Raw genomic sequence first — 25,890 nt, forward strand, 5'->3', positions numbered from 1 at the left:
TGAACCGCTTCGACGCCAAAACAGAAGCGGACAGATCATGTGCTACCAAACCGGACAACTTGATTAGCTACCGACAGCCCGACGCGCCTTGCGGCCGTCACGGACGCCAATGCCTGTCGGCATTCATACGTGTTCCGCCTCCAGAACGATGGTTTTCTTCCAATCTCCCGTGGTGTTCCACCAGCGATTCGGATTGGCGCGGTCGTCCAACCCCTTGGAACGGCTGGCAAGGACCGGCTGAATGCGGATCACCGGCTCCTGGTAGCTGTGCGCTTGGAAGATCGCTTCGACGACGCGCGCCGCCAATTCCTGGTCATCGGGCAATTCGAACGAAACCTCGACCGTGCCGGGGCGCCGCCGCAATTCGGTCTCGGCGCCGGCGGCTGCGCCGTCAAGTGGCCGGTAGCGCTCGATGCCATGCGCCGACTGGTAGGCGTTGCGGTCATATTTACCCATGGCCAGCGGCGCCAGCGCCACCACGGCGTCCATGATGCGGTCGACATCCGCGGCCGGCGCCTGGAAAGTGACAAGCAGGAGCAGCGTCATCCGCAATGATGTGGTTTCAAAGCCGCTGTCGATCATCGGAGTCTCCTCAACTTCAGGTGTTTTGAGGTCTCCGTATAAACCGTGGCTGCTGACACGGTTCTGTCAGCAGCCAGTCATCCGGGGGTAGCCAGTTATGGGCCAGCCGGTAGTGGGCGATCGTGAATCCGGTTTGCGCCGGTGGCGGCTTACAAGATCTTGCGGACCAACCTGACGCTGGCAAGAACCATGTAGGCGGCGAAGAACAGGCCGAGCGACCAGCCGAAGCCAGAGGGACCGAACGCATCCATGCCGATGCCTATCGCCTGCGGGCCGAGCACCATGCCGACGCCGTAGCACAGCACGAAGGCGGCATTGGCGGAAGCCAGTTCATGGCCGGAAAGCTGCGAGCCGAGATGGGCGAGGCCGATCGTGTACATGGCCGCGACCACGCCGCCCCAGACGAACAGAAGGCCCGCCATCAGGTGCCAGTTGCCGGCCAGATGCGGCATGAAGATCGTACCGGCGAGTCCGACAGTGGCGCAGGCCAGAAGCAGATAGCGGCGGTCCGAGACGCGATCGCTGATCATGCCGATCGGGATCTGCAAGAGCACGTTGCCGAGGCCGATCATGGTGAGCAGCAAGGCGGCGTCGGCTTCGGAATAGCCGATGCGGTTGCCATAGACCGGAAACAGGGCGAAACCGCCCGTTTCGACGGCTCCAAACACCAGTACGGCGGCGGTGGCGGTCGGCACCAGCCAGATATAACGCAGGAAATTGCTGGTCTCGCCGTCAGATACGATCGTCGGGCTCTCGTTACGCGCCGCCAGCACCGGGATCGCGGCCAGCGCCACCAATGCGATGATGACTCCGAAAGGCCTGAAGCCGGAACTGCCGAGATGGGCGAACAGCCACGGCCCCGCGGCAAAGCCGAGCGACAGCACGGTGGCGTAGATGCCGAGCACAAGACCTCGCCGGTGCGGCGGCGCCGAGGTGCTGATCCAGAATTCCGACAGGATGAACAGCACCGTCAGCGCGATGTGCAGCACGACGCGCAGCGGAAACCACATCCAGAAATCGGGTGCGAAGTGGAAGCCGACGAAGGCCAGCGCACCGGCGGCAATCATGGCGATCATCGTCCAGGCAACGCCGAAGCGCATGGCGAGCGGCGTGGCCAGAGGGGCGCCGGCGATCGAGGCCAGGCCGGCGACGGCCGTGTTGAGGCCGATCATCGAGGCCGAATGGCCGCGCGTTTCCAGGATGACGCTGAGCAGGGGCATGCCCAGGCCGATGGCGATGCCGACGACGCTGATCGACGAGATCGCCGCCACCATCGGCAGCCAGTGTACGCGCTCGTCGCCCTTTGGTTGGGTATCGACCGTCATGTTATGTCTGAATACTCGATGTTCTACAGAATTTCGCGGGTGAAGCGGTTGCGGACAAGCCGGTAGAAGGGCACGGGACCGCCCGGACGCAATAGCGGATCATGGGCGAGGCGGCTTTCCAGCTCGTCCAGGATCATCCGGGTGATGTCGGGAATGTCGGCTTCCCTGGCCTTGGCAAGCGGCAGCCAGACCAGTTCCTCTAGTTCGTTGGTCGGACCGCCGCCCGGCAGTTCGACGGCGACGTCGCTTCGCCACGCGCAGAAGAAGCGGGTGTCGAAGCGGCGCACCCGGTTGGGCGGCGTGATGGCGCGCGCAATGAAGCGCAGCATGTCCAGGGCAGGTTGCACCCCATGTTCGGCAAAGCCTTGCCAATCAGACCTTGTCGTGGCGAAGGCGCCTTTGCGACCAATCAGCAGCCCGGCTTCCTCATAGGTCTCGCGGATGGCCGACAAGGCGATGGCGCGGGCACGCGCCTCGCTCGTGCGGCCGGGACCGGCGATGAGCTTTGCTTCCTGCTCGGGATGCAGCGCGGTGGCGGTGGGGATGCGGCTGTCCGCCGGGTCGGTACGGCCGCCGGGAAAAACGAACTTGCCTGGCATGAAGGCGTGACCGGCATGACGGCGACCCATCAGGACCCGCAAGTCGTTGGCCTTGCCGTCGAGCAGGATCAGGGTCGCGGCATCACGTAGACGAAGCGCCCGGCCGCCATGCGTGGCCAGACCCTTGTCGATCCTGTCGACGTCCGCCTTGGTCATTCCTTCCATGCGCAGGACCTAGCGGAAACGTCTTGCATGCGAAAGTAGCCTTGACGGTTGGCATGTTGCGCCAGCCAGCACCTCAGGCACCGGGATGGGGTTCGGCCACGTCGTGTTCGCCAGCAAAACCGTGCATATAGAATGCCCATTGCAATCCGATGACGGCACCTTTCACCGGCTGCAGTAGGGCAACCGACAGCAGGATCGTCAAGGGTACCCAGATGGCGATGTGCTGCCAGGTGGAAAGGGTCGACGTCGCCTCCACGCCCATGAAGGCGCCGAGCACGATGTGGCCGACGATGACGATGACCAGATAGGCGGGCAGATCGTCGGCGCGGTGATGGTGTATCTCCTCGCCGCAGGCGCTGCATGTCTCGACGGTCTTGGTGAAGCCGCGAAACAGCTTGCCTTCGCCGCAATGCGGGCAGCGGCCGAGCATGCCGCGCTTCATCGCCGTCCACAGCGGACGCGCGACCCGGCCCGAGTGATGTTCACCGCCGAAAACCTGTTCTTCCGTGACTCTTGCCATCATCGTCTCCTGCCACGCGAGCCTGGGCGCGATTGTGACGCACGGGCGCGGCCTTTTGCCTTGTGAAACGACCTGACGGAGCCAGGCAGGGGCTTCGGGTCGGTCAACATCTCAAAGCGCATCGCGCCGGCCATCGGCGCCACTTCGACGAGACGGACCTCGACACGGTCCGCCAGCTGATAACCCTTGCCCGAGCGTTCTCCGTAGAGCGAGCGGGCCGTTTCGTCGTATATATAGTAATCGCCGCCCAGAGTTGACACAGGGATGAAACCATCCGCGCCATACTGCGGCAATTGGACAAATAGTCCCGATTTGGTGACGCCCGAAATGCGGGCGTCGAAACGGTCGTCGATGCGCTCGGCGAGATAAGCGGCGATCAGCCGGTCGACCGTGTCGCGTTCGGCCGCCATTGCACGGCGTTCTGTGCCGGAAATCAGCACCGAAACATCCTCCAGCCGCGCTTCCTCCTCCTGCGTCAGGCCCCCTGGGCCGAGGCCGAGTGCGGCGATAAGCCCGCGGTGCACGATGAGGTCGGCGTAACGGCGGATCGGCGAGGTGAAATGCGCGTAACGGTTCAGGTTGAGGCCGAAATGGCCGATGTTCTTGGGTGAATATTCGGCCTGGCTCTGCGAGCGCAGCACCACCTCGTTGACCAGACCTTCATTGTCGGCGCCGCGCACGCGCTCGAGAATGCCGTTGAACTGGGCGGGCCGCATCTGCGCACCGCGCGCCAGCGACAGGCCCAGGGTTTGCAGAAATTCGCGCAGCGATTCCTGCTTGGCCAGCGAGGGCGCGTCGTGGGTGCGGTACACCAGCGCCTGCTTCTTCGCCTCGAGTGTCTCGGCGGCGGCGACATTGGCCTGGATCATGAATTCTTCGATGAGCTTATGGGCATCGAGCCGTTCCGGCACGACGACGCGATCGACCGTGCCGTCGGGCTTCAGCAGGATCTTGCGCTCGGGCAGGTCGAGTTCGAGCGGCTGGCGGCCATCGCGTCCGCGCTTGAGGATCGCATAGGCATCCCATAGCGGCTTCAGCACCGCGTCGAGGATCGGCCCGGTCTTGTCGTCCGGCACGCCGTCGATCGCCGCCTGCGCCTGTGGGTAGGCGAGCTTGGCCGCCGACTTCATCATGACGCGATGGAAGGAATGCCTGACCTTGCGCCCGTCCGCCGAGAAGGTCATGCGCACGGCCAGTGCCGGGCGATCCTGGCCTTCGCGAAGCGAGCAGAGATCGTTGGAGATGCGCTCGGGCAGCATCGGCACGACGCGATCCGGGAAATAGACCGAGTTGCCGCGCTTCAGCGCTTCACGGTCGAGTGGAGTGCCGTAGCGGACGTAAGCAGCCACGTCGGCGATGGCGACCGTGATGACCACGCCGCCGGGGTTCTTCTCATCGAGATCGGGCGTAGCGAACACCGCGTCGTCGTGGTCCTTGGCGTCGGCCGGGTCGATGGTGACCAGCGTCAGTTCGCGCCAGTCCTCGCGGTTGGCCATCGTCGCAGGCTTGACGGCTTCGGCTTCGGCGATGACGTCGGCCGGGAAGACATGCGGAATGTCATGTGCGTGGATGGCGATCATCGAGACCGCCTTTTCGCTGGTCAGCGAGCCCAGCACGTTGAGCACTTTTGCTCTCGGCAAGCCATAGCGCGAGGCCCGGGCGGGCTCGACCTCGACGAGATCGCCGTTCCTGGCTCCGTTCTGGAATTCCTTGTCGACGATGAGTTCGGGTTGCCGGCGCTCCACCGGCTCGATGCGGAAGCTGCCGTCCTGAAGCACCCGAAAGACGCCGAGAACGGCATCCGTGCGCTTCTCGAATATCTTCATCACCCGCCCTGTGTAGGCCGGGCCGCCCAAGGCGACGTTCGTGTCGTCCGCGGGAAAGGTCTTGGCCAGCACGCGGTCGCCAATGCCAGGCGCCGGTCCGCCGCCACTGCGCGACAGGCGGATGGAAACGATGGGGGGCGGTCCATTGGCGGTGTGTTCGGTGGGACGCGCCAGCAGCACGCCGTCGGCGTCGCGGTCGAAAATATCGAGCACAGTGACATGGGGCAGGGCGCCAACGCGGGCCAGGCGCTTACGCTCCTTGGTCAGGACGCCTTCGTCCTGCAGGTCGCGCAGGAGATCCTTCAGCCAAATGCGGTCCGGGCCGCGCAGCGCGAACGCCTTGGCGATGTCGCGTTTTCCAGCGCGATCCGGATTTTCGGCGATGTAGCGCAGGATTTCGTCACGCGAGGGCCTGTAATCGCCCTTGACCTTGGCCGTTGTGTCGGCGGTGCGCGGGTCGCCGTGGGTTCTTGCGGAGATCCTGCGCGCCACGCCGTTCTATCCCTTTTTCCTGGCGGCAGGCTTCTTGGCCGCCGTCTTCTTGGCAGCGGGCGCCTTGGCCGCCGCCGCCTTGCGGAAAGGCTTCTTGCCGCCGCCGCCCTTGGCTTCCTTCTCGGCGATCAGCGCCAGCGCATCCTCCATCGTCACCGATTGCGGATCCTTGCCCTTGGGCAGCGTGGCATTGACCTTGCCGAAATTGACATAAGGCCCGTATTTGCCGTCGCGCACGACGATCTTGCCGCCGCCGTCGGGATGATCGCCAAGCTCCTTGAGGGCTGCCGCAGTGCCGCCATTGCGGCCGCCCTTGCCCTTCAACTGCTTCTCGGCGATCACCGAAACGGCGCGGTTGAGGCCGATCGAGAACACATCCTCGATGCTGTCGAGATTGGCGTAGGTGCCGTCATGCAGCACGAAAGGCCCGTAGCGGCCAAGCCCTGCCGAGATCATCTTGCCGGTTTCCGGATGCTTGCCGACATCGCGCGGCAGGGAAAGCAGGGCAAGCGCCTTCTCATGGTCGATCGAATCGGGCGTCCAGCCCTTGGGCAAGCTGGAACGCTTGGCTTCCTTGCCGTCGCCGCGCTGGATATAGGGACCGAAGCGGCCGCTGCGCAGCGTGATCTCCTCAGCCGTGTAGGGATCCTTGCCGAGCACTTTGGTGCCGTCTTCGCCGCCGCCATTCTCGCCATTGGGGTTGGCGGCGTCGCCGAGCTGGCGGGTGAAGGAGCATTCGGGATAGTTCGAGCAGCCGACGAAGGCGCCGAACTTGCCGAGCTTGAGCGACAAATTGCCGGTGCCGCATTTGGGGCAGATGCGCGGATTGGAGCCGTCCTCCCGGGCAGGGAAAACCAGCGGCGCCAGTTCCTCGTTCAGCGCATCGAGCACGTCGGTGACGCGCAGTTCCTTGATGTCGGCGACCGCGCCGGAAAAATCCTTCCAGAAATCGCGCAGGACGTCCTTCCAGGCGAGCTTGCCGTCGGAGATCTCGTCGAGCTTTTCCTCGAGCGATGCGGTGAAGTCATATTCGACATAACGCTCGAAGAAGCTCTCCAGGAAGGCCGACAGCAGCCGGCCCTTTGCCTGCGGCACTAGCCGGCGCTTGTCGATGGTGACATAGTCGCGGTCCTCGAGCGTCTTTAGGATCGCCGTGTAGGTCGACGGCCGGCCGATGCCGAGCTCCTCCAGCTTCTTGATCAGCGAAGCTTCGGAATAACGCGGCGGCGGTTCGGTCGTGTGCTGGGTGGCGTTGATCGCCTGGCGGGCAAGCTGCTCGCCGGCGCGGATTTCGGGCAAGCGGCGGTTTTCCTCGTCCTCGGAATCGTCGTCCTTCTGGTCGGTATAGGCAGCGATGAAACCATCGAAGCGCACGACTGAACCGACGGCGCGCAACTCGGCTGTGCGCGCGCCGTTGACCGCCTCGATCTCGACCGTGGTGCGCTCGATCTCGGCCGGCTGCATCTGGCTGGCGATGGCGCGCTTCCAGATCAATTCGTAGAGCCGCATCTGGTCGGCATCGAGATATTGCCTGACCGATGCCGGCGTGCGCATGAAATCTGTCGGGCGGATCGCTTCGTGCGCTTCCTGGGCATTCTTGGCCTTGGTCGTGTAAAAACGCGGCTTCTCCGGCAGGTATTTCGGGCCGAACTCCTTGGCGATGGCATCGCGTGCGGCGTCGATCGCCTCGGGCGCCATCTGCACGCCGTCGGTTCGCATATAGGTGATCAGGCCGGTGGTTTCGCCGCCGATCTCCATTCCTTCATAGAGGCGCTGCGCCACCTGCATCGTGCGGTTGGCCGAAAAGCCGAGGCCCGACGAGGCGGCCTGCTGCAATGTCGAGGTGGTGAAGGGCGGGCCCGGATTGCGCTTGGTGGGTTTTGCTTCGACGGACAGCGCCTTGAAGGCCGCGCCCTCGAGCATGGCCTTGATGTCGTCGGCCTGCGCCTTGTTGGCGATGTCGAGCTTCTGCAACTTCTTGCGCTCGAAAGCGGTCAGGCGCGCCTCGAAGTTCTCGTTGCGCGGCGTGCCGAGGATGGCAGCGATCTGCCAGTATTCCTCGCGGATGAAGCGTTCGATCTCGGATTCGCGGTCGCAGACCAGCCGCAAGGCGACCGACTGCACGCGGCCGGCGGAACGGGCTCCGGGGAGCTTGCGCCACAGTACCGGCGAAAGAGTGAAGCCGACGAGATAGTCGAGCGCCCGGCGGGCGAGATAGGCGTCGACCAGCGGCGCATCGATCTGGCGCGGATTGGCCATCGCCTCGAGCACCGAGCTCTTGGTGATGGCGTTGAAGACGACGCGGCTGACCGGCTTGTCCTTCAGCGCGCGCTTCTGCCGCAAGACTTCCAGAACGTGCCAGGAAATGGCCTCGCCCTCGCGGTCCGGGTCGGTGGCGAGGATCAGGCCGTCGGCGTCCTTGACCGCCTTGGCGATGTCGGCGAGGCGCTTGCCGGATGCCGTGTCGACCGCCCAGGACATGGCGAAATCCTCGTCCGGTCGCACCGAGCCGTCCTTGGCCGGCAAATCACGGACATGGCCGAACGAGGCCAGGACCTTGTAGTTCTTGCCGAGGTATTTGTTGATTGTCTTCGCCTTGGCCGGCGATTCGACGACGACGACGTCCATGAGGGCTCATATCAGCTGTGATGCGGCAGAAGAATTCCGCTGCGCGCGACGAAATCTCGGTTCTGTTCGTCGCTCACATGGCCGCGCTTTTGCATCCGGTCAAGGGGAAGCGGCCAAATTGCAAGAGTGCCGGCAGCAATACACTCTAAGAGTGTATGGAGAAGATCACATTGTTGAGGGGTAACTAAGACAAATGGCTGGAGCGGTGAGGAGCGGCTCAAATTGGCGCCGATGAGGTCGCCGGCGACCCTGTGGACCGAGTCAAATGCCGCGCCAGCGCGTCTGATGCGGACTGCCAGGCGTTGAAGGCACGCCCGGCAGCAACGTCGAAGTTAAGGTGGCAGCCTTAGTCGGCCTTGACGATATGCCAGACGCCGCCGACGCCATCACCCGACACATCGCCGGCCTTCTTGTCCTTGATGAATGTGTAGACGGGCTTGCCGTCATAGGCCCACATCTTGGTGCCGTCGGTGCGGTCGACGACGGTCCATTCATCGTCCGCCTTGGCGCCGGCCTCGGCCTTCAGCGGCGGCCAGTTTGTGGCGCATTTGTCATAGCAGTTGGTCTTGCCCTTCTCGTCCTTGTCATAGGTGTAGAGCGTCATGCCGTTGGCATCGGTGTAGATCTTGGTGCCGCCGACCTCGGCCTCCTTCCAGGCCTCTGCTGCGAAAGACGCGGCGGTGCTGAGCAAAAGCGCGGCCAACCCTAGTGTCACGGTTTTCATCGAAATCTCCCTGCTGATCCGAGGATGCGCGGCAATCGCGGCCTCGCTCGATCAACGCGCAGGCACCGACGTTTATTCCCGGGCATGCCAACACAATGGTGATTGGCAGAGGGGCCCGGGCGTCGCTATATCGGCGCCGTAAAGTCGGAGTTCTGGAATGGCACTGGATATAGGCTATGTCAGCGCGGTCGGGGCAGGGGCGATCTCGTTCCTGTCGCCTTGCGTGCTGCCGCTGGTGCCGCCCTATCTCTGCTACATGGCCGGCGTGTCGGTCGACGATTTTCGCGGCAATGCCGGGGCAGCCGCCAAAGCCGGCGCCCGTACCGCGCTGCTTTATTCCTCGATTGCCTTCGTGCTCGGCTTCTCGACCGTGTTCGTCGCGCTGGGCGCCGGCGCCTCGAGCATCGGCCGCCTCCTGCGCGTCTGGCAGGAGCCGCTGGCAATGGGCGCCGGCGTGCTGATCATCCTGATGGGGCTGAATTTCCTCGGCATCCTGCGCATTCCGCTTTTGTCGCGCGAGGCGCGCTTCCAGTCGCAGGGCAAACCGGCAAGCGCGGTTGCGGCCTATGTCATGGGACTGGCCTTCGCCTTCGGCTGGACGCCGTGCATCGGCCCGGTGCTGGGGCCGATCCTGACGCTGGCCGGCGGCCGCGAGACAGTGGGCGAAGGCGCATTGCTGCTCGCCGCCTATTCGCTCGGCCTCGGCATCCCATTCCTGATCGCGGCACTGTTTTCCGGCGCCTTCATGCGTTTCCTCGGCAAATTCCGCGTCCATCTCGGCCGCGTCGAGAAGGCGATCGGCGCATTGCTGGTCGTCGCCGGCGTGTTTTTCCTCACCGGCGGGGTGCAGGCCGTGTCGTATTGGCTGCTGGAGAATTTTCCGCTGCTGGGCCGGCTGGGATAAGGCTGTCGGTATCGGGTGCGCACAAGATTGAACCTGTGACCCGCTGATTAAGAGTCGGCTGCTCACCATCTCACCGGAATTTAACCGCATTGGTGCAGCATGGCGCCCACTGCTAGCATGATTTGATTCCCAACGCTTTTCCTATGGTTGTCCTTCCATGAACCAGAGAACATGCCTATCCGTCATCCTCGCCGCCGGCGAAGGCACGCGCATGAAGAGCGCGCTGCCCAAGGTGCTGCACCAGATCGCCGGGCTGCCGATGGTCGCGCATGTGGTCAAGGCGGCCGAGGCAGCGGGCGCCGGCGATCTTGCGCTGGTGATCGGCCACGGCGCCGAGGAGATGCGCAAGGCGGCGCAGAAATTCGCGCCGAAGGCAGAGGCTTTCGTGCAGGAAAAGCGCCTCGGCACCGCGCATGCGGTGCTTGCCGCGCGCGCTGCTATATCAAAAGGTTACGACGATATCCTCGTCATGTTCGGCGATACGCCGCTGATCGATCCGGACGCCCTCACGGCCGCACGCCTGAAGCTGGCGCAAGGTGCTGCCGTCGTGGTCATCGGCTTCCGCACGGCGAACCCCACCGGCTATGGCCGCCTGATCGAAAAAGGTGGCAAGCTCGTCGCCATCCGCGAGGAAAAGGACTGCTCCGACGAGGAGAAGAAGATCACCTTCTGCAATGGCGGGCTGATGGCGATTGCCGGCAGCCAGGCGCTGAAACTGCTCGACGCCGTCGGCAACAAGAACGCCAAGGGCGAATACTATCTCACCGATATCGTCGAGCTTGCCAGCAACCAGGGCCTCGATGTCGTCGCCAAGGAAGCCAGCTTCGAGAATGCGCTCGGCATCAACAACCGCGCCGAGCTGGCGCAGGCCGAAGGCATCTGGCAGGCACGCCGCCGGCAGGAAGCGATGCTTTCGGGCGTGACGCTGATCGCACCGGAAACGGTGTATTTCTCGCACGACACCGAGATCGGCGCCGATACCATTGTCGAGCCGAACGTCTGGTTCGGGCCGGGTGTGAAGATTGCAGGCGGCGCCAGGATTCACGCCTTCAGCCATATCGAAGGCGCCATCGTCGCCGCTCATTGCGATGTCGGCCCCTTCGCGCGGCTGCGGCCGGGCGCCGATCTCAAACAGAAAGCCAAGGTCGGCAATTTCTGCGAGGTCAAGCAGGCCGTCATCGAGGAGGGCGCCAAGGTCAACCATTTGACCTATATCGGTGACGCGCGGGTGGGCGCCGGGGCCAACATCGGCGCCGGCACGATCACCTGCAATTATGACGGCTATCTGAAGCACTTCACCGATATCGGCGAGGGCGCCTTCGTCGGATCGAATTCCTCGCTTGTCGCGCCGGTCACCATTGGCAAGGGCGGCTATATCGCCTCGGGCAGCGTCATCACCGAAAGCGTGCCCGACGATGCGCTGGCCTTCGGGCGTGCCCGCCAGAAGACGATCCCCGGCAAAGGCAAGGAATTGCGCGAGCGCTTCGCGTCGGCCGCGGTTGCCAAAAAGAGGTAAAACCGGTCTCAAAAACTGAACGATTGCAGTAACTGGATTGCAAGTGCGCTGTGTCATGATGCATGCGTACGAGACTGTTCCCATTACACGGAACGAAACGCAAAGTAACTTTCGCGAGAGCCCGGCAATCCGTAGATAGCGCCCGGGTTCTGCCGGGGATTGGGGACTGTCTGCATGTGCGGTATCGTTGGAATTGTCGGCCATTCGCAGGTTGCGCCGCTCATCGTCGATGCGCTGAAGCGGCTTGAATATCGAGGCTACGATTCGGCCGGCGTCGCCACCATAGAGAAGGGGGCGCTTGGCCGCCGCCGCGCCGAAGGCAAGCTGGTCAATCTCGAACGCCGGCTGAAGGACGAGCCGCTCGACGGCACGATCGGCATCGGTCACACCCGCTGGGCCACGCATGGCGTGCCGAACGAGACCAACGCGCACCCGCATTTCTCCAATGGCGTCGCCATCGTCCACAACGGCATCATCGAGAATTTCGCCGAGCTGCGCGACGAACTGATCCGCGACGGCTATTCCTTCTCGTCGCAGACCGACACCGAGGTCGTCGCGCATCTGGTGGCGCGGGAAGTCGCGAAAGGCTTGAAGCCGGTCGATGCCGCGCACAAGGCGCTCAAGCGGCTGGAAGGCGCTTTTGCGCTGGCGATCATGTTCACGGGCGACGAGGACCTCATCGTTGGCGCTCGCAACGGCCCACCGCTGGCGGTCGGCCATGGCGACGGCGAGATGTTCCTGGGCTCCGACGCCATCGCGCTTGCCCCGTTCACCAATTCGATCACCTATCTGGAAGACGGCGACTGGGCGGTGGTGCGCCGCAGCGGTGTCGCCATCTTCGACATTGACGGCGAAAAGGTCGACCGCAAGCGCCAGCAGTCGCTCTCGACCAGCTTCATGGTCGACAAGGGCAATCGCCGCCACTTCATGGAGAAGGAAATCCATGAGCAGCCGGAGGTGATCTCGCACACGCTGGCGCATTATGTCGATTTTGTTTCCGGCGTCTCCAAGCCGCTCGACCTGCCGTTCGACTTTGCTACGATTAACCGGCTGGCGATTTCGGCCTGCGGTACCGCCTATCTCGCCGGACTGATCAGCAAATACTGGTTCGAGCGCTACGCTCGGCTCCCGGTCGACATCGATGTCGCCTCCGAATTTCGCTACCGCGAAATGCCGCTGTCGAAGAACGACGCCGCCTTCTTCATCTCGCAATCGGGCGAGACCGCCGACACGCTGGCCTCGCTGCGCTATTGCCGCAAGGCCGGCATGAAGATCGGCGCCGTCGTCAACGTGCGGGAATCGACCATGGCGCGCGAATCCGACGTCATCTTGCCGACGCTGGCCGGGCCGGAGATCGGTGTCGCCTCGACCAAGGCCTTCACCTGCCAGTTGTCGGTGCTGGCCTCGCTAGCCGTCCGGGCGGGCGTGGCGCGCGGCACGATTTCGCGGGACGAGGAAAAGTCGCTGGTGCGGGCGCTTTCCGAGGCGCCGCGCTATGCCAACCAGGTGCTCAAACTCGAAGAGCAGATCGAACGGATCGCGCGGGACCTGTCGCGCTACAAGGACGTGCTCTATCTCGGACGCGACACCAATTTCCCGCTCGCCATGGAAGGCGCGCTGAAGCTCAAGGAGATCTCCTACATCCACGCCGAGGGCTATGCCGCGGGCGAGTTGAAGCATGGCCCGATCGCGCTTATCGACGAGAACATGCCGGTCATCGTCATCGCACCGCATGACCGCATCTTCGAGAAGACGGTGTCCAACATGCAGGAAGTGGCGGCGCGCGGCGGCAAGATCATCCTGATCACCGACGCCAAGGGCGCCGCGCAGGCGAGCGTGAAGACGATGGAGACGATCATCCTTCCGGACGTGCCGGAAATCATCTCGCCGATCATCTACGCGCTGCCGATCCAGATGCTGGCCTATTTCGCCGCCGTTTTCATGGGCACCGACGTCGACCAGCCGCGCAATCTGGCGAAATCGGTGACGGTGGAGTAGGCGTTTTTTAAACAGGTGCTTTAAAAACTTCGCAGTTCCAAAGCGCCTTCCGGTTCACTAATGTTTGCGCTGCAACTCGCGCCCCGGTGAACCATGTCAGATGCTCTCAAGACCTCCGGCATGACCCGGCTGAGGAACTATTTCCTCACAGGCTTCGTCGTCTGCGCGCCGCTGGCGATCACCGCCTATATCGCGTGGTCCTTCATCGGTTGGGTGGATTCATGGGTCAAACCCTATATTCCGGCACGCTACAGTCCCGATACCTATCTGCCGTTCCCGGTTCCGGGGTTCGGGCTGATCGTGGCGCTTGTCCTGATCACGCTGATCGGGTTCATGACCGCCAATATCGTCGGCCGCGCCATCGTCAATTTCGGCGAGCGCCTGCTTGGCCGAATGCCGCTGGTGCGGGGCATCTATCGCTCGCTGAAGCAGATTTTCGAAACCGTGCTGTCGAACAAAGGTGACATGTTCCGCCAGGTCGGCTTGGTCGAATATCCGCGCAAGGGGGTGTGGTCGCTGGTGTTCGTGGCCAGCGAGAAGGAAACCGAGATCAACCAGAAGCTTGACCAGGAAGGCGATCCGCTGACCGCTGTCTTCATGCCTTGTACGCCCAATCCGACGACGGGCTTCCTGATGTATGTGCCGAAATCGGACATCGTGCTGCTCGACATGACGATCGAGGATGGCGCCAAGCTGATCGTCTCGGCCGGGCTGGTGGCGCCGGAGGTGAAAACGAAGCTGGTGATGCTGAATGGCGAGCCGATCACGGGCACCCTGGCCAATCCGCCGCTCGGGCCTTATCCCGCCCGCAGGAGCCGCACCGCCTCGTCGCGGCCGAACAAGTAGAGCAGCAGGCGCAGCGCTTCGCCGCGCTCGGTCTGCAGGTCCGGATCACGCGACAGGATCAGTCTTGCGTCATCGCGGGCCGCTTCGAGCAGGTCCGCATGCGCCTCGATGCGCGCGACCTGGAAGCCCGGCGTGCCGGACTGACGGGTGCCAAGCAATTCGCCTTCGCCGCGCAGCTTCAGGTCCTCCTCGGCGATCACGAAGCCATCCTCGGTCTCGCGCATCACCGACAGGCGCCGCTTGGCCGTTTCGCCGAGCGGATCCTTGTAGAGCAATACACAGGACGAAGGCTTGTCGCCGCGCCCGACGCGGCCGCGCAACTGGTGCAGCTGGGCGAGGCCGAAACGTTCGGCGTGTTCGACGACCATGATGGTCGCGTCCGGCACGTCGACGCCGACCTCGATGACGGTTGTGGCAATCAGGATACGTGTCTCGCCCTGCTTGAAGGCGCGCATCGCTTCGTCCTTCTCGGCGCCCTTCATGCGGCCGTGGACGAGGCCGATCCGGTCGCCGAACAGCGGCTTCAGGGAAGCAAAGCGGTCCTCGGCCGACATCAGCTTTATCTCTTCGGATTCTTCCACAAGCGGGCATATCCAGTAGATTTTCTGGCCGCCGGCCACCGCTTCCACCATGCGATCGACGAGTTCGTCCAGCCGCTCAAGCGGCAGCGTGACGGTGCGGATCGGCTGCCGGCCGGCCGGCTTTTCCGTCAGCTTGGAGACGTCCATGTCGCCGAAGGCGGTCAGCACCAGCGTGCGCGGAATGGGGGTTGCTGTCATCACCAGCATGTCTGGCGCGTCGCCCTTGGCGGTGATGGCAAGCCGCTGGTGAACGCCGAAGCGATGCTGCTCGTCCACGACGGCAAGGACGAGGTCGTGGAACGCCACCGTTTCCTGGAACAGCGCGTGGGTGCCGATGACGATGTCGATCTCGCCGCTGGCCAGTCCCGCCAGCGTTTCGGTGCGTTCGCGGCCCTTTTCGCGACCGGTGAGGATGGCCGTGCGCATGCCTGCCCGTTCCGCCAAAGGGGCGATCGTCGCCACGTGCTGGCGCGCCAGGATCTCTGTCGGCGCCATTAGGGCAGCCTGGCCGCCAGCCTCGACGGCACGCGCCATGGCCAGGAGCGCAACGACCGTCTTGCCGGAGCCGACGTCGCCTTGCAGGAGGCGCAGCATGCGCTCGGGGTCGGCGAGGTCTGCATTGATTTCGGCGAGCGCGAATTCCTGGGACGCGGTCAATGTGTAGGGCAGGGCCGCGCGCAGCTTGTCGACGATCCGGCTGTCGCCGGTGAGCGGCCGGCCGGACAGCCTGCGGACCCTCGACCGGACCAGGGCGAGCGACACCTGGCCCGCCAGCAACTCGTCATAGGCGAGGCGCCGCCATGCGGCGCCTTCGATGGCGACATCGATCGGGTCCGCGGGATGATGGATGCGGGCCAGCGCGTCACCGAAAGACGGGAAACTCTGGCGGCGCATGAAAGCACCATCCTGCCACTCAGGCAGTTCCGGCAGACGGCCGAGCGCCTGGCCGATGGCGCGGCGCAGCACCTTGGCGGACAGCCCCGCCGTGAGCGGATAGACCGGCTCGACCAGCGGCAGGTTTTCGGCGTCGCCGGCCAAGGCGATATGATCCGGGTGGACCATGGTCGGGCGCCCGTTGAACCATTCCATGCGTCCGGAGACCACGACATGCTCGCCCACAGGCATCGATTTTTCCAGATAGGCAGCATGGGCGTGGAAGAAGGTCAGCGCCACTTCGCCGGTATCGTCATGGGCGTAGACCCGGTAAGGCACCGACCTGTTGCCGCGCGGCGGCGGCTGGTGGCGGTCGATGCGCAGGTCGAGCGTGACGATGGCGCCTTCGGCCGAGCCGGCAATGCCCGGCCGGTTGCGGCGGTCGATGACGGTATGCGGCAGCACGAACAGAAGATCGCCGGCGCGCGCCGCTCGGTCGCCGAGATCGGCCGCGACGACTTTTTCGATCAGCGCGCCGACCTTCGGCCCGACACCGGCGAGCGACGTGATCGGGACGAAAAGCGGGTCAAGGATGGAAGGACGCATGATGTCAGCTTATGTCGCGACGGCTGCAGCGCAAGGCTGACAGCCCCTTCTATCCACGCTATATGCGCCGCAGCAAGCGAGGATGCGGCACAATGACGGGAACGAAACGATCAAGCGAGGGGCTCGACGCCCGCCGCCGCAAGCTCTTGTTTCGCTCCTGGCACCGCGGCATGCGCGAGATGGACCTTATCCTTGGCACCTTCGCCGATGCTGAGATCGGCGCCTTGACCGGCGATGAAATCGACCAATATGAAAAGCTCCTCGATATTCCCGACACCGAGTTCCTGCCCTTGATCACCGGCGAACGTCCTGTTCCCGCCGAAATTGATTGTGCGGTCCTGCAAAAAATCATGGCTTCACGCCGGACAATGACCTTTTGAAGAACGCTTCCATGAGCCTCATTCCCACCATCGGCTTGCCGAAAGGCCGTGCCGGCCAGTTCATCGTCGACGGCGTCGCCGACGGCTATGAAGCCTTCGCGCTGGTGCAGGCGGCGCGCGAGATCGCGCCCGACAAGCCGGTGCTGTTCGTGGCGCGCGACGGGCAGCGCCTGCCGGCAATCACAGAGGCGCTGGCCTTTGCCGCTCCCGGCCTGCCCGTGCTGGAACTGCCCGCCTGGGACTGCCTGCCCTATGACCGCGTCTCGCCCGGCTCGGATGCGGCCGCCCGGCGGCTCGACGCGCTCGCCGCCATGATCGCGCTGGCGAGGAAGCCGCATCGCGCCGTCATTCTCACCACCGCCAATGCGCTGCTCCAGCGCATTCCGCCCGCGGATCTCATCGAGGCGCAGACCTTCCACGCCAAACCTGGCAACCAGATCGATATGAACGCGCTGGTGTCGCGGCTGGAGACATCGGGCTTCGAGCGGGTGCCGACGGTGCGCGGCATCGGCGAGTTCGCCGTGCGCGGCGGCATCCTCGACCTTTTCGCACCCGGCTGGGCCGAGGCGCTGAGGCTGGATTTCTTCGGCGATACGCTGGAATCGATCCGCGTCTTCGACGTGGCCACGCAGCGCACCACCGGGCAGCGCAAGTCCATGGCGCTGCAGGCGATGAGCGAGGTGGCGCTGACGCCGGAGACGATCAGCCGCTTCCGCCGCGCCTATATCGAAGCGTTCGGCGCGCCGTCGCGGGACGATGGGCTTTACGCCGCGGTCAGCGAAGGCCGGCGCTTCGCGGGCATGGAACATTGGCTGCCGTTCTTCTACGAGCGGTTGGAGACCGTGTTCGACTATCTGCCGGACACGCCTGTCGTTTTCGACCATCTGGCGCATGAAGCGCTTGCCGAACGCCACACGCTGATCCTCGATCACTACGAGGCGCGCAAAAAGCAGGCCGAAGGTGCGCTGAAGGACGCGGTGCCCTACAAGCCGGTGGCGCCGGACCTGCTTTACCTCTCGCCGGAAAATCTCGTCGCTTCTCTCGGACCGCGCGAAGCGATCGACTTCACCGCCTTCGACGCACCGGATGCGGGAGCGAGAAAGGTCTTCCACGCCGGCTCGCGCCATGGCCGCAGCTTCGCGGAAGAGCGCGCCGACCCCAACGTCAATGTCTTCGACGTGGCGGTAAAGCACATCGCCGACGAACGCGCGGCACGCCGCCGTGTCATCGTCGCCGGCTGGACGGAGGGCTCGCTCGACCGGCTCGGCCAGATTCTCACTGAACATCGTCTGGGCAATCTTGCGCCGGTGGCGACCTTGGCGGAGGCGGAGAAACTCGAGCCGGGGCAAGCGGCGTTGGCGGTGCTGCCGCTGGAATCCGGTTTCGAGACCGAAAGACTGGTCGTCGTCGCCGAGCAGGACATTTTGGGCGACCGGCTGATCCGGCGCTCCAAGCGCAAGAAGCGCGCGTCCGACTTCATTGCCGAAGCCTCGGCCCTGTCGGCTGGCGACATCGTCGTCCATGCCGACCACGGCATCGGCCGCTTCATCGGCCTGCGCACAATCGAAGCCGTCGGGGCGCCGCATGATTGCCTGGAAATCCACTATGCCGGCGACGACCGACTGTTCCTGCCGGTGGAAAACATCGAGCTCCTGTCGCGCTACGGCTCTGACACGGCCGAGGCGACGCTCGACAAACTCGGCGGCGGCGCCTGGCAATCGCGCAAGGCGCGGCTGAAGAAACGCCTGCTGGACATGGCCGGGCAGTTGATCCGCATCGCCGCCGAACGGCAGATGCGCGCTGCACCTCCGCTGGTGCCGGCGGAAGGCCTCTACGGCGAGTTCGCCGCGCGCTTCCCCTATGAGGAGACCGATGACCAGCAGACGGCGATCGATTCCGTCAGGGACGATCTGGCGACCGGCAAGCCGATGGACCGGCTGATCTGCGGCGATGTCGGTTTCGGCAAGACCGAGGTGGCGCTGCGCGCCGCCTTCATCGCGGCGATGGAAGGGTTCCAGGTGGCGGTCGTCGTGCCGACAACCCTGTTGTCCCGCCAGCATTTCAAGACGTTCTCGCAGCGCTTTTCCGGCCTGCCGATCCGCGTCGCCCAGGCATCGCGGCTGGTCGGCGCAAAGGATCTGGCAGAGACCAAGAAGGGCATTGCCGAAGGGACGGTGGATATCGTGGTCGGCACCCACGCGCTGCTCGGCAGCGCGATCTCGTTCAAGAATCTCGGCCTACTGATCATCGATGAAGAGCAGCATTTTGGCGTCAAGCACAAGGAACGGCTGAAGGACCTGAAGACCGACGTCCACGTGCTGACGCTGTCGGCGACGCCTATCCCGCGCACGCTGCAACTGGCATTGACCGGCGTGCGCGAACTGTCGCTGATCGCCACGCCGCCGGTCGACCGCATGGCGGTGCGCACCTTCATCTCGCCCTTCGATCCGCTGGTCATTCGCGAGACGTTGTTGCGCGAGCGTTATCGCGGCGGCCATTCCTTCTATGTCGTGCCGCGCATCAGCGATCTGGCGGAAATCCATGATTTCCTGAACCAATCCGTGCCGGAACTGAAGGTGGCGGTGGCCCATGGCCAGATGCCGCCGGGCGAACTCGACGACATCATGAACGCCTTCTACGACGGCCAGTACGACGTTCTCTTGTCGACCACCATCGTCGAATCCGGCCTCGACATCCCGACCGCCAACACGCTGATCGTCCATCGCGCCGACATGTTCGGCCTGTCACAGCTCTATCAGTTGCGCGGCCGTGTCGGGCGCTCGAAGGTGCGCGCCTACGCACTGTTCACACTGCCGGCCAACCGCAAGCTGACCGACACCGCCGAACGTCGACTGAAAGTGCTGCAGTCGCTCGACACGCTGGGCGCCGGCTTCCAGCTCGCCAGCCACGATCTCGATATCAGAGGCGCAGGCAATCTGCTCGGCGAAGAGCAGTCCGGCCACATCAAGGAAGTCGGCTTCGAGCTCTACCAGCAGATGCTGGAGGAGGCGGTCGCGGAGGTGAAGGATTCCGGCGAGGTGCTGGATGGCGGCTGGTCGCCGCAGATCGCCGTCGGCACGGCGGTGATGATCCCGGAGAGCTATGTGCCGGACCTGCAGCTCAGGCTGGCGCTCTATCGGCGCCTCGGCGACCTCGAGAGCACCGAGGAAATCGATGCTTTCGGCGCCGAGCTGATCGACCGTTTCGGCCCGCTGCCGGAGGAGGTGAAGCATCTGCTCAAGATCGTCTTCATCAAAGCCCTCTGCCGCAAGGCCAATGTCGAGAAGCTCGATGCCGGGCCGAAGGGCGTGGTCATCCATTTCCGCAAGCGCGAGTTTTCCAACCCGGTCGGACTGGTCAAATTTATCGGCGAGCAAGGCTCGCTGGCAAAGATCCGGCCGGACCAAAGCGTCGTCTTCACCCGCGACTGGCCAACGGCGGAAAAGCGTTTGGCGGGCTCGGCTGTCGTCATGACGCAACTGGCGCGGCTGGTAGAGAAGGCGGCGTAGCCAGCCCGGCCCATTCGCCAGCGCTGAAATTCCGGTCTAGAATAGGAAATCGGCTTCGTGTATGGAGCCGCCACCCCACATGGGGGCTGGAAATGGCGGGCGAGGTGCTTGCCGGAAAGAGCGTTGGGTGCAGCGATGACGAAATGGTCGCCGAATTCGTGGAGGGCAAAGCCGATCAAGCAGGTCCCTGCTTATCCGGACCTTGCCGCGCTGAAGAACACGGAGGCCCAGCTCGCCACCTTTCCGCCGCTGGTTTTTGCCGGCGAGGCGCGCAAGCTGAAGAAGCAACTGGCCAGCGTCGCTGCCGGCGAGGCGTTCCTGCTCCAGGGCGGCGACTGCGCCGAGAGCTTTGCCGAACATGGCGCGGACAACATCCGCGACTTCTTCCGCGTCTTCCTGCAAATGTCGGTGGTGCTGACCTTCGCCGGTGCGCAGCCGGTGGTGAAGATCGGCCGCGTTGCGGGCCAGTTCGCCAAGCCACGCTCGTCCGACAACGAGACCAAGGGCGAGGTGACGCTGCCGAGCTATCGCGGCGACATCATCAATGGCATCGAATTCGACCTCAAGTCGCGCATTCCCGATCCTGCCCGCCAGGAAATGGCGTACCGTCAGTCGGCGGCAACGCTCAATCTTTTGCGCGCCTTCGCGCAGGGCGGCTACGCCAGCCTGGAGAATGTGCATCGCTGGATGCTCGGCTTCGTCTCCGACAGCCCGCAGGCCGAAAAATACGAGTCGCTTGCCAACCGCATCACCGAGACGATGGATTTCATGCGCGCGGTCGGCATCACCTCCGAAACCAATTTCGCGCTGCGCGAGACTGATTTCTATACCAGCCACGAGGCGCTGCTGCTCGGCTATGAGGAAGCGCTGACGCGTGTCGATTCGACCTCCGGCGACTGGTACGCGACGTCTGGCCACATGATCTGGATCGGTGACCGCACCCGCCAGCCCGACCATGCGCATGTCGAATATTGCCGCGGCATCAAGAACCCGCTCGGCCTGAAATGCGGCCCGTCGCTGACGCCGGACGGCTTGCTGGAACTGATCGACCTGCTCAACCCCGAGAACGAGCCAGGCAGGCTGACGCTGATCGCGCGCTTCGGTTCCGACAAGGTCGCCGAGCATCTGCCGAAGCTGGTGCGGGCGGTGCAGAAGGAAGGCCGTAGCGTCGTCTGGTCGTCAGACCCGATGCATGGCAACACGATCGAGGCGGCCGGCTACAAGACGCGGCCGTTCGACCGCATCCTGAAGGAGGTGCAGACGTTCTTCGAGGTGCACCGCGCCGAAGGCACGCATCCGGGCGGCATCCATGTCGAGATGACCGGCAAGAACGTGACTGAATGCACTGGCGGTGCCCGCGCCATCACCGCCGAGGAATTGCAGGACCGCTATCACACCCATTGCGACCCGCGCCTCAATGCCGACCAGGCCATCGAACTGGCGTTCCTGGTGTCGGACCTGCTCAAGAAAAGCCATCCGGTGCAACACAAGCAGGTCGCCAACGGCTGACCCCCGTCCAAAGCAGTTCACAGGAAAAGCGCTTCCTGCCGAAAAATCAGTCTTGCTTGTAGAGCAGCCAGCTCTTGCCGGCGCGGCCCGCCATCGTCGAATGCCTGGTCACGCGGTTACGTCCGCTGACCTTTGAGCGGTAAAGCGCCCGGTCTGCCTTGCTGTAGAGGTCTTCAGGGCCCTCGGCTTCGGATGCCATGCAGATGCCCATCGAGACGGTGACGGTGCCGTAATTCATGCCGGTCTGGCTGCTGGTGAAAGGCGACTGCTCGATCAGCGCGCGAATGCGTTCGGCGATTTCGTAGGTGGCGTCCTCGCTTGCGCCCTCGACGATCAGCGCGAATTCCTCGCCGCCGGTGCGGGCGACGAACATGTCGGCGCGAATGCTGGTCTGGAATATATCGGCGATGATCTGGAGGATCTTGTCGCCGACGGGATGGCCGTACCTGTCGTTGATGTCCTTGAACCGATCGATGTCGGCGAGGATCAATGCATTGAACAGGATGCCTTTGTTGCTATTGTAGATCCTGGTGATTTCCTTGTCGAAGGCGCGACGGTTCCAGATTTGCGTCAGGGGGTCGGTGTCGGCTAGGCGCTTGTATTCCTCGAGCTTCGACTTGACGCTTTCCAGTTCCGCGGTCTTGTCGCTGAGCGTCGAGGCAACTTGCCGGCCATGATCGATCGTCGAATTGGTGGCGACCGCCATGGCGTTGACGATCTTTTGCAGAACATCCGGCGACAGCAGGCTGTTTCTGCCGAGTCCGCTCGACGTTTCGTTGAGGATCCTGCCGTATTTCTCGATGTGGCTGCGCTCGCTCCTCAGCAGCGAAGCGATGTCCTCGAGTTCGTTGGCGATGACTTCCCTGGCATGCTCGACGATGCCGGAGCCATGGTTCTGGGCAAAGAAGGCGCGTCCGATCTGGTCGATGTCGTCCTGTGTCGGTCGGCCGCTCAGCGACACGACGGCAAGGCTGAGCTCGCGATTGGATCCGCTCAAGGCCTCGTAGAAGATCTCGTAGTTGCGTGGCAGGCCGAGCACGCCGAGCTGGCGCATTGTGGCGAGGACAGTGCTCGCAATATCGGTGCTTCGTTCGCTCTGGGCGGCTGCCGGCTGCATGTTCTGTTCACTCTTCCCCGGGAACACGCTGCGGCATTCGCAGGCATCCAATGTCGCCGACCTGGGGAACGCTGGCCATTCCAGTCCATCTTGCGAAGAAGGCGCGTCCCCACTCACGACTTTCGCTTGCGAGGATCATAGATGCAGCAGCGCTAAAGTTTCCTTAATCCGCTGAATCCGGCCTGTTTTTCGCTGATTCCGGCTTTACACGCCTTCATCCGTGAACAAACAATTCCCGAGCGCGCCAAATGCATGTCGCATTTTCTTGCGCGCAGCCACCGAAAAGCTGGGATCCTGTCAGCAGCGATTTCTTTTGGGATGGTGCGATGAGTGAAAATCATACGGGATCGTGTCTCTGCGGAGCGGTTCGCTTCAGGACGCGAGGGCCGTTGCGCGGCGTCATCTATTGCCATTGCTCGCAATGTCGCAAGCAGAGTGGACATTTCTATGCCGCAACCAATGTCCCGGACGCCAATATCGATATCGACGGCGCCGACAACATCAGCTGGTATGAGGCGTCCGCCTTCGCCGGGCGCGGTTTTTGCAAGACATGCGGATCGCTGCTTTTCTGGAAACCGCGGGACAACGCCTATGTTTCGGTTCTGGCGGGATCGTTCGATGAACCGACAGGCCTCGAGGGCCAATGCCACATATTCGTGGGTGACAAGGGCGATTATTATTCGATCGACGACGCGCTGCCTCAATTCGAGAAGTCGACCCCATCGGTGAAGGTCGCCGACGAATGAATTTTGGGTGAGCCAGCTTATTCCATTGATCGGGCCATTGCTTTATCCCGTGCCGGTGATTCGCAAAGGGGTTTGGCATGCAGCGGCTGATCGACGCTTATTTCAACTCGCTGCGGGCGTTCCGCAAGCTGGCCGCAACTGAAAAAGCTTTCCAGCAGGAGCTGGCGCTGCTCGCCCTTGCCCTTCCGATCGGCTGGTTCGTTTCGGTGTCGTGGCGCGGCTACGCGCTGCTGATCGGCGCGGTGCTGCTCCTGATCATGGTCGAGGTGCTGAACACCGGCATCGAAGCGGCCTGCGATGCCTTTAGCCGCGAATTCAATGTCGACATCCAGCTGGCCAAGGACTGCGGTTCGCTGGCGGTACTGATCTCCGTGGCGATCGTCGCCGGCGTCTGGGGCATCGCGATCATCGAGCGTATCGTCGGGCTGCCGATCTGAGCTTTCGACCGCCGGCCGGCGGTCAGTTTTCCCTGGCGCGTTCCTTTCGGGCGAAATGGCGGGCGATGAGCCAGGCGAGTACGGCCACGGCCAGGCCGATAGCCAGGCCCACCAATATCCGCTCATGGCGAAGCAGCGCCTGGCCGATGAAATGCTCGGCGCCCAACCCGAAGACATAGCCGATGGTGCTGAACAGCACCGCCCAGACTGCCGAGGAAATGGCGTTCAAGACGATGAAGCGGGGTGCGGCGATGTTCGACAGGCCGGCCGCGATGCCACCGACCAGGCGCATGCCATAGACGTAGCGGTTCGACAGCACGAAGATGTTGGGATGGGTGTTGAGCAGACGATAGGCGCGGCGGAAGCCGGGCCGCTTGCGCAACCCGACGACATAGCGATGGTCCGCGAAACTTCTCCCCAGGATGAAGAAGCAGGTGTCGCCGGCGAAGGCCCCAAGCGCTGCCACGACGACAGTCTGCCAGAGGACGAAGATATGCTGATGGGCGAAGAAGCCACCGAGTATGGCGGCACTCTCGCCCTCGGCGACACAGCCCAGAAAAACGGCGATCAGCCCGTATTGTTCGATGAAATGATGGATCGCGTCGCTCATGACGGCGATTGCTGCGACAGCCTCTCGTCGATCCGCTTGACCAGTTCGGCCAGCCGCACGATCTCGTCGCGCATGCCGATGATCTGGCCGTGGCGCATTTCGTCCAGCTTTTCATGCAGCGCCATGATCTCGATCTCGGCCTTCAGATTGACCTCGTAGTCGTGGGCGGCATCGATGCGGTCGCGCTCGGTCTGGCGGTTCTGCGCCATCATGATCACCGGCGCCTGCAGCGCCGCGACCATGGACAGGACGAGATTGAGGAAGATGAACGGGTAGGGGTCGAAGGCGTCGCGCGCCAGAAGCCAGGCATTGGCTGATGTCCAGACGATCAGGAAGGCAATGAAGCCAAGGATGAACGACCAGGAACCGCCGATGCGGGCGATGCTATCGGCAAGGCGGTCGCCAAAGGTCTGGTGGAAGGCGACGGCCTTGTTGGTGTCCCTCGAGATCGTGGTGCGCTCGAGCGTCGACTGCAGCACCCGGTTCTCCAGGGCACTGAGACCGTCTGGCTTTCGTCTCAGCCAGCGGTTCGCCAGATCGTCGATTGTCTTGTTCATGGCCGTCTCCAAGGGCTTGGCTGGCGATAGAGGTAGAGGCTGCCGGGCCGCGCGGGAAGTGCTAGATTGAGGGAACCGGAGGGACTTATGGTCGACTTCAAGAAAATTCGCGCTCGCGCCGCAAAGCGCAAGGGCGGCGAGGAGGAACTGGTCTCGCTGCTCGGGCCGATTCCCGACAACGCCGCCGTGGCCGACATCGGCGATGACCGTATCCTGTCGACGATGGCCGAGCGCGTCTTCGCCGCCGGTTTCGTCTGGCGCGTCATCGAGCAGAAATGGCCCGGATTCGAAGAGGCGTTCCTGCGCTTCGAGCCGAAGCGGTTGCTGTTCCAGCCTGACGATTTCTGGCATGAACTGGCATCCGACCAGCGCATCGTGCGCAATCCGCAGAAGATCAAATCCGTTCGCGACAACGCTGCCTTCGTCGAGCGCGTGTCAAAAGAGCATGGCGGCTTCGGCACATTCCTCGCCGAGTGGCCCGCCGACGACCAGGTCGGGCTGATGGCCTATCTCGGCAAGCATGGCAGCCGGCTCGGCGGCAATACCGGCCAGTATTTCCTGCGCTGGCTGGGTTGGGACGCCTTCGTCATTTCGGCCGACATGGCGGCCGCCCTTCGCGATGCCGGGCTCGATATCGCCGAAAGCCCGACGTCGAAGAAGGATCTCGACAAGATCCAGGCCCAGGTCAACCGTTGGGTTGCGGATACCGGCCTGCCGCGCCGGCACATTTCGCGCATCCTGGCGATGTCGATCGGGGAGAACCATTCGCCGCAGGCGCTGCGCGACTATATGGGCAACGACTGATGTCGAAATTGGCCCAAGCAAACGCCATTGCGGGGC

The 25,890-nt window shown here is 63.6% G+C and carries 21 protein-coding genes; 10 read left to right on the forward strand and 11 right to left on the reverse strand.

Features of this window, described 5'->3' with window-relative positions; genetic code table 11:
• Positions 1-123: 123 nt before the first annotated feature.
• The 7 genes from LB541_RS12610 to LB541_RS12640 all read right to left on the reverse strand — a co-directional run bounded on the left by LB541_RS12610 (position 124) and on the right by LB541_RS12640 (position 8,861).
• Positions 124-582: a hypothetical protein gene (locus LB541_RS12610; protein ID WP_140501560.1), complete on the reverse strand. Its 459-nt coding sequence runs from the start codon at positions 580-582 to the stop codon at positions 124-126.
• Between the two features lie 149 nt (positions 583-731).
• Positions 732-1,907 (reverse strand): MFS transporter, encoded by a 1,176-nt coding sequence (locus LB541_RS12615; RefSeq protein WP_140501562.1) that lies wholly within the window; start codon positions 1,905-1,907, stop codon positions 732-734.
• 23 nt (positions 1,908-1,930) lie between these two features.
• A complete protein-coding gene (locus LB541_RS12620) occupies positions 1,931-2,671 on the reverse strand; it encodes an NUDIX hydrolase (RefSeq protein ID WP_224618561.1) in 741 nt (246 codons plus the stop codon).
• 73 nt (positions 2,672-2,744) lie between these two features.
• A complete protein-coding gene (locus tag LB541_RS12625; RefSeq protein ID WP_140633479.1) occupies positions 2,745-3,191 on the reverse strand; it encodes a DUF983 domain-containing protein in 447 nt (148 codons plus the stop codon).
• Positions 3,191-5,509 carry a ribonuclease R gene (gene rnr / locus LB541_RS12630; RefSeq protein WP_224618563.1) on the reverse strand — a complete coding sequence of 773 codons (2,319 nt, stop codon included), beginning with the start codon at positions 5,507-5,509 and terminating at the stop codon, positions 3,191-3,193. The genes LB541_RS12625 and rnr overlap by 1 nt, the downstream gene beginning before the upstream one ends.
• A gap of 6 nt (positions 5,510-5,515) precedes the next feature.
• Positions 5,516-8,137, reverse strand: a complete 2,622-nt coding sequence (gene topA, locus LB541_RS12635; protein ID WP_224618564.1) for a type I DNA topoisomerase — start codon at positions 8,135-8,137, stop codon at positions 5,516-5,518.
• A 346-nt stretch (positions 8,138-8,483) separates the two neighbouring features.
• Positions 8,484-8,861, reverse strand: coding sequence for a hypothetical protein (locus LB541_RS12640; protein WP_140525400.1), 378 nt, complete (start codon positions 8,859-8,861; stop codon positions 8,484-8,486).
• Between the two features lie 157 nt (positions 8,862-9,018).
• Between LB541_RS12640 and LB541_RS12645 the strand changes: the two genes are divergently transcribed.
• The 4 genes from LB541_RS12645 to LB541_RS12660 all read left to right on the forward strand — a co-directional run bounded on the left by LB541_RS12645 (position 9,019) and on the right by LB541_RS12660 (position 14,125).
• On the forward strand, positions 9,019-9,765 hold the full coding sequence (locus tag LB541_RS12645; RefSeq protein ID WP_140498969.1) for a cytochrome c biogenesis CcdA family protein: 747 nt from the start codon (positions 9,019-9,021) through the stop codon (positions 9,763-9,765).
• Positions 9,766-9,922: 157 nt separating this feature from the next.
• A complete protein-coding gene (glmU, locus tag LB541_RS12650; protein WP_140515262.1) occupies positions 9,923-11,281 on the forward strand; it encodes a bifunctional UDP-N-acetylglucosamine diphosphorylase/glucosamine-1-phosphate N-acetyltransferase GlmU in 1,359 nt (452 codons plus the stop codon).
• A 174-nt stretch (positions 11,282-11,455) separates the two neighbouring features.
• Positions 11,456-13,279 (forward strand): glutamine--fructose-6-phosphate transaminase (isomerizing), encoded by a 1,824-nt coding sequence (glmS, locus tag LB541_RS12655; protein ID WP_140560900.1) that lies wholly within the window; start codon positions 11,456-11,458, stop codon positions 13,277-13,279.
• 93 nt (positions 13,280-13,372) lie between these two features.
• On the forward strand, positions 13,373-14,125 hold the full coding sequence (locus LB541_RS12660) for a DUF502 domain-containing protein (protein ID WP_140557815.1): 753 nt from the start codon (positions 13,373-13,375) through the stop codon (positions 14,123-14,125).
• On the opposite strand, the gene recG is transcribed toward LB541_RS12660, so the two are convergent.
• Positions 14,077-16,185 carry an ATP-dependent DNA helicase RecG gene (gene recG, locus LB541_RS12665; RefSeq protein WP_140879621.1) on the reverse strand — a complete coding sequence of 703 codons (2,109 nt, stop codon included), beginning with the start codon at positions 16,183-16,185 and terminating at the stop codon, positions 14,077-14,079. The genes LB541_RS12660 and recG overlap by 49 nt on opposite strands.
• A gap of 92 nt (positions 16,186-16,277) precedes the next feature.
• Between recG and LB541_RS12670 the strand changes: the two genes are divergently transcribed.
• The 3 genes from LB541_RS12670 (at position 16,278) to LB541_RS12680 (ending at position 21,583) form a co-directional block, all read left to right on the forward strand.
• Positions 16,278-16,565, forward strand: coding sequence for a succinate dehydrogenase assembly factor 2 (locus LB541_RS12670; RefSeq protein ID WP_140498959.1), 288 nt, complete (start codon positions 16,278-16,280; stop codon positions 16,563-16,565).
• A gap of 11 nt (positions 16,566-16,576) precedes the next feature.
• The gene (gene mfd, locus LB541_RS12675) at positions 16,577-20,074 is read left to right on the forward strand and encodes a transcription-repair coupling factor (protein WP_224618567.1); all 3,498 of its coding nucleotides are present in this window, start codon (positions 16,577-16,579) and stop codon (positions 20,072-20,074) included.
• 135 nt (positions 20,075-20,209) lie between these two features.
• Positions 20,210-21,583: a class II 3-deoxy-7-phosphoheptulonate synthase gene (locus LB541_RS12680; protein WP_140515265.1), complete on the forward strand. Its 1,374-nt coding sequence runs from the start codon at positions 20,210-20,212 to the stop codon at positions 21,581-21,583.
• A gap of 46 nt (positions 21,584-21,629) precedes the next feature.
• Here the strand turns inward: LB541_RS12680 and LB541_RS12685 are convergent, their stop codons facing one another.
• Positions 21,630-22,700: a GGDEF domain-containing protein gene (locus LB541_RS12685; RefSeq protein WP_140656395.1), complete on the reverse strand. Its 1,071-nt coding sequence runs from the start codon at positions 22,698-22,700 to the stop codon at positions 21,630-21,632.
• A gap of 326 nt (positions 22,701-23,026) precedes the next feature.
• On the opposite strand from LB541_RS12685, the gene LB541_RS12690 reads away from it, so the two are divergent.
• Together LB541_RS12690 and LB541_RS12695 are read left to right on the forward strand one after the other, a co-directional pair.
• The gene (locus LB541_RS12690) at positions 23,027-23,446 is read left to right on the forward strand and encodes a GFA family protein (protein WP_224618569.1); all 420 of its coding nucleotides are present in this window, start codon (positions 23,027-23,029) and stop codon (positions 23,444-23,446) included.
• Between the two features lie 77 nt (positions 23,447-23,523).
• On the forward strand, positions 23,524-23,883 hold the full coding sequence (locus LB541_RS12695; protein ID WP_140557810.1) for a diacylglycerol kinase: 360 nt from the start codon (positions 23,524-23,526) through the stop codon (positions 23,881-23,883).
• 22 nt (positions 23,884-23,905) lie between these two features.
• On the opposite strand, the gene LB541_RS12700 is transcribed toward LB541_RS12695, so the two are convergent.
• Both LB541_RS12700 and LB541_RS12705 read right to left on the reverse strand, forming a co-directional pair.
• Positions 23,906-24,493 (reverse strand): DedA family protein, encoded by a 588-nt coding sequence (locus tag LB541_RS12700; protein ID WP_140498949.1) that lies wholly within the window; start codon positions 24,491-24,493, stop codon positions 23,906-23,908.
• Positions 24,490-25,050, reverse strand: coding sequence for a DUF1003 domain-containing protein (locus LB541_RS12705; protein WP_140625066.1), 561 nt, complete (start codon positions 25,048-25,050; stop codon positions 24,490-24,492). Before LB541_RS12705 ends, LB541_RS12700 begins: the two co-directional genes overlap by 4 nt.
• Before the next feature lie 87 nt (positions 25,051-25,137).
• Between LB541_RS12705 and LB541_RS12710 the strand changes: the two genes are divergently transcribed.
• Positions 25,138-25,854, forward strand: a complete 717-nt coding sequence (locus LB541_RS12710; protein ID WP_140525391.1) for a DNA-3-methyladenine glycosylase I — start codon at positions 25,138-25,140, stop codon at positions 25,852-25,854.
• Positions 25,855-25,890 lie beyond the last annotated feature (36 nt).

This window comes from Mesorhizobium sp. BR1-1-15 (assembly GCF_020165475.1).
Lineage (GTDB): Bacteria > Pseudomonadota > Alphaproteobacteria > Rhizobiales > Rhizobiaceae > Mesorhizobium.

Excerpts from the sequence above, each read along its gene's own strand:
- LB541_RS12700 (WP_140498949.1), bottom strand. The coding sequence starts at position 24,493 with ATGAGCGACGCGATCCATCATTTCATCGAACAATACGGGCTGATCGCC.
- LB541_RS12610 (WP_140501560.1), bottom strand. The coding sequence starts at position 582 with ATGATCGACAGCGGCTTTGAAACCACATCATTGCGGATGACGCTGCTC.
- LB541_RS12695 (WP_140557810.1), top strand. The coding sequence starts at position 23,524 with ATGCAGCGGCTGATCGACGCTTATTTCAACTCGCTGCGGGCGTTCCGC.
- LB541_RS12710 (WP_140525391.1), top strand. The coding sequence starts at position 25,138 with ATGGTCGACTTCAAGAAAATTCGCGCTCGCGCCGCAAAGCGCAAGGGC.
- LB541_RS12620 (WP_224618561.1), bottom strand. The coding sequence starts at position 2,671 with ATGGAAGGAATGACCAAGGCGGACGTCGACAGGATCGACAAGGGTCTG.
- LB541_RS12685 (WP_140656395.1), bottom strand. The coding sequence starts at position 22,700 with ATGCAGCCGGCAGCCGCCCAGAGCGAACGAAGCACCGATATTGCGAGC.
- LB541_RS12680 (WP_140515265.1), top strand. The coding sequence starts at position 20,210 with ATGACGAAATGGTCGCCGAATTCGTGGAGGGCAAAGCCGATCAAGCAG.
- LB541_RS12615 (WP_140501562.1), bottom strand. The coding sequence starts at position 1,907 with ATGACGGTCGATACCCAACCAAAGGGCGACGAGCGCGTACACTGGCTG.
- LB541_RS12670 (WP_140498959.1), top strand. The coding sequence starts at position 16,278 with ATGACGGGAACGAAACGATCAAGCGAGGGGCTCGACGCCCGCCGCCGC.
- mfd (WP_224618567.1), top strand. The coding sequence starts at position 16,577 with ATGAGCCTCATTCCCACCATCGGCTTGCCGAAAGGCCGTGCCGGCCAG.
- recG (WP_140879621.1), bottom strand. The coding sequence starts at position 16,185 with ATGCGTCCTTCCATCCTTGACCCGCTTTTCGTCCCGATCACGTCGCTC.
- LB541_RS12625 (WP_140633479.1), bottom strand. The coding sequence starts at position 3,191 with ATGGCAAGAGTCACGGAAGAACAGGTTTTCGGCGGTGAACATCACTCG.
- glmU (WP_140515262.1), top strand. The coding sequence starts at position 9,923 with ATGAACCAGAGAACATGCCTATCCGTCATCCTCGCCGCCGGCGAAGGC.
- LB541_RS12705 (WP_140625066.1), bottom strand. The coding sequence starts at position 25,050 with ATGAACAAGACAATCGACGATCTGGCGAACCGCTGGCTGAGACGAAAG.
- LB541_RS12690 (WP_224618569.1), top strand. The coding sequence starts at position 23,027 with ATGAGTGAAAATCATACGGGATCGTGTCTCTGCGGAGCGGTTCGCTTC.
- glmS (WP_140560900.1), top strand. The coding sequence starts at position 11,456 with ATGTGCGGTATCGTTGGAATTGTCGGCCATTCGCAGGTTGCGCCGCTC.
- LB541_RS12640 (WP_140525400.1), bottom strand. The coding sequence starts at position 8,861 with ATGAAAACCGTGACACTAGGGTTGGCCGCGCTTTTGCTCAGCACCGCC.
- topA (WP_224618564.1), bottom strand. The coding sequence starts at position 8,137 with ATGGACGTCGTCGTCGTCGAATCGCCGGCCAAGGCGAAGACAATCAAC.
- LB541_RS12645 (WP_140498969.1), top strand. The coding sequence starts at position 9,019 with ATGGCACTGGATATAGGCTATGTCAGCGCGGTCGGGGCAGGGGCGATC.
- LB541_RS12660 (WP_140557815.1), top strand. The coding sequence starts at position 13,373 with ATGTCAGATGCTCTCAAGACCTCCGGCATGACCCGGCTGAGGAACTAT.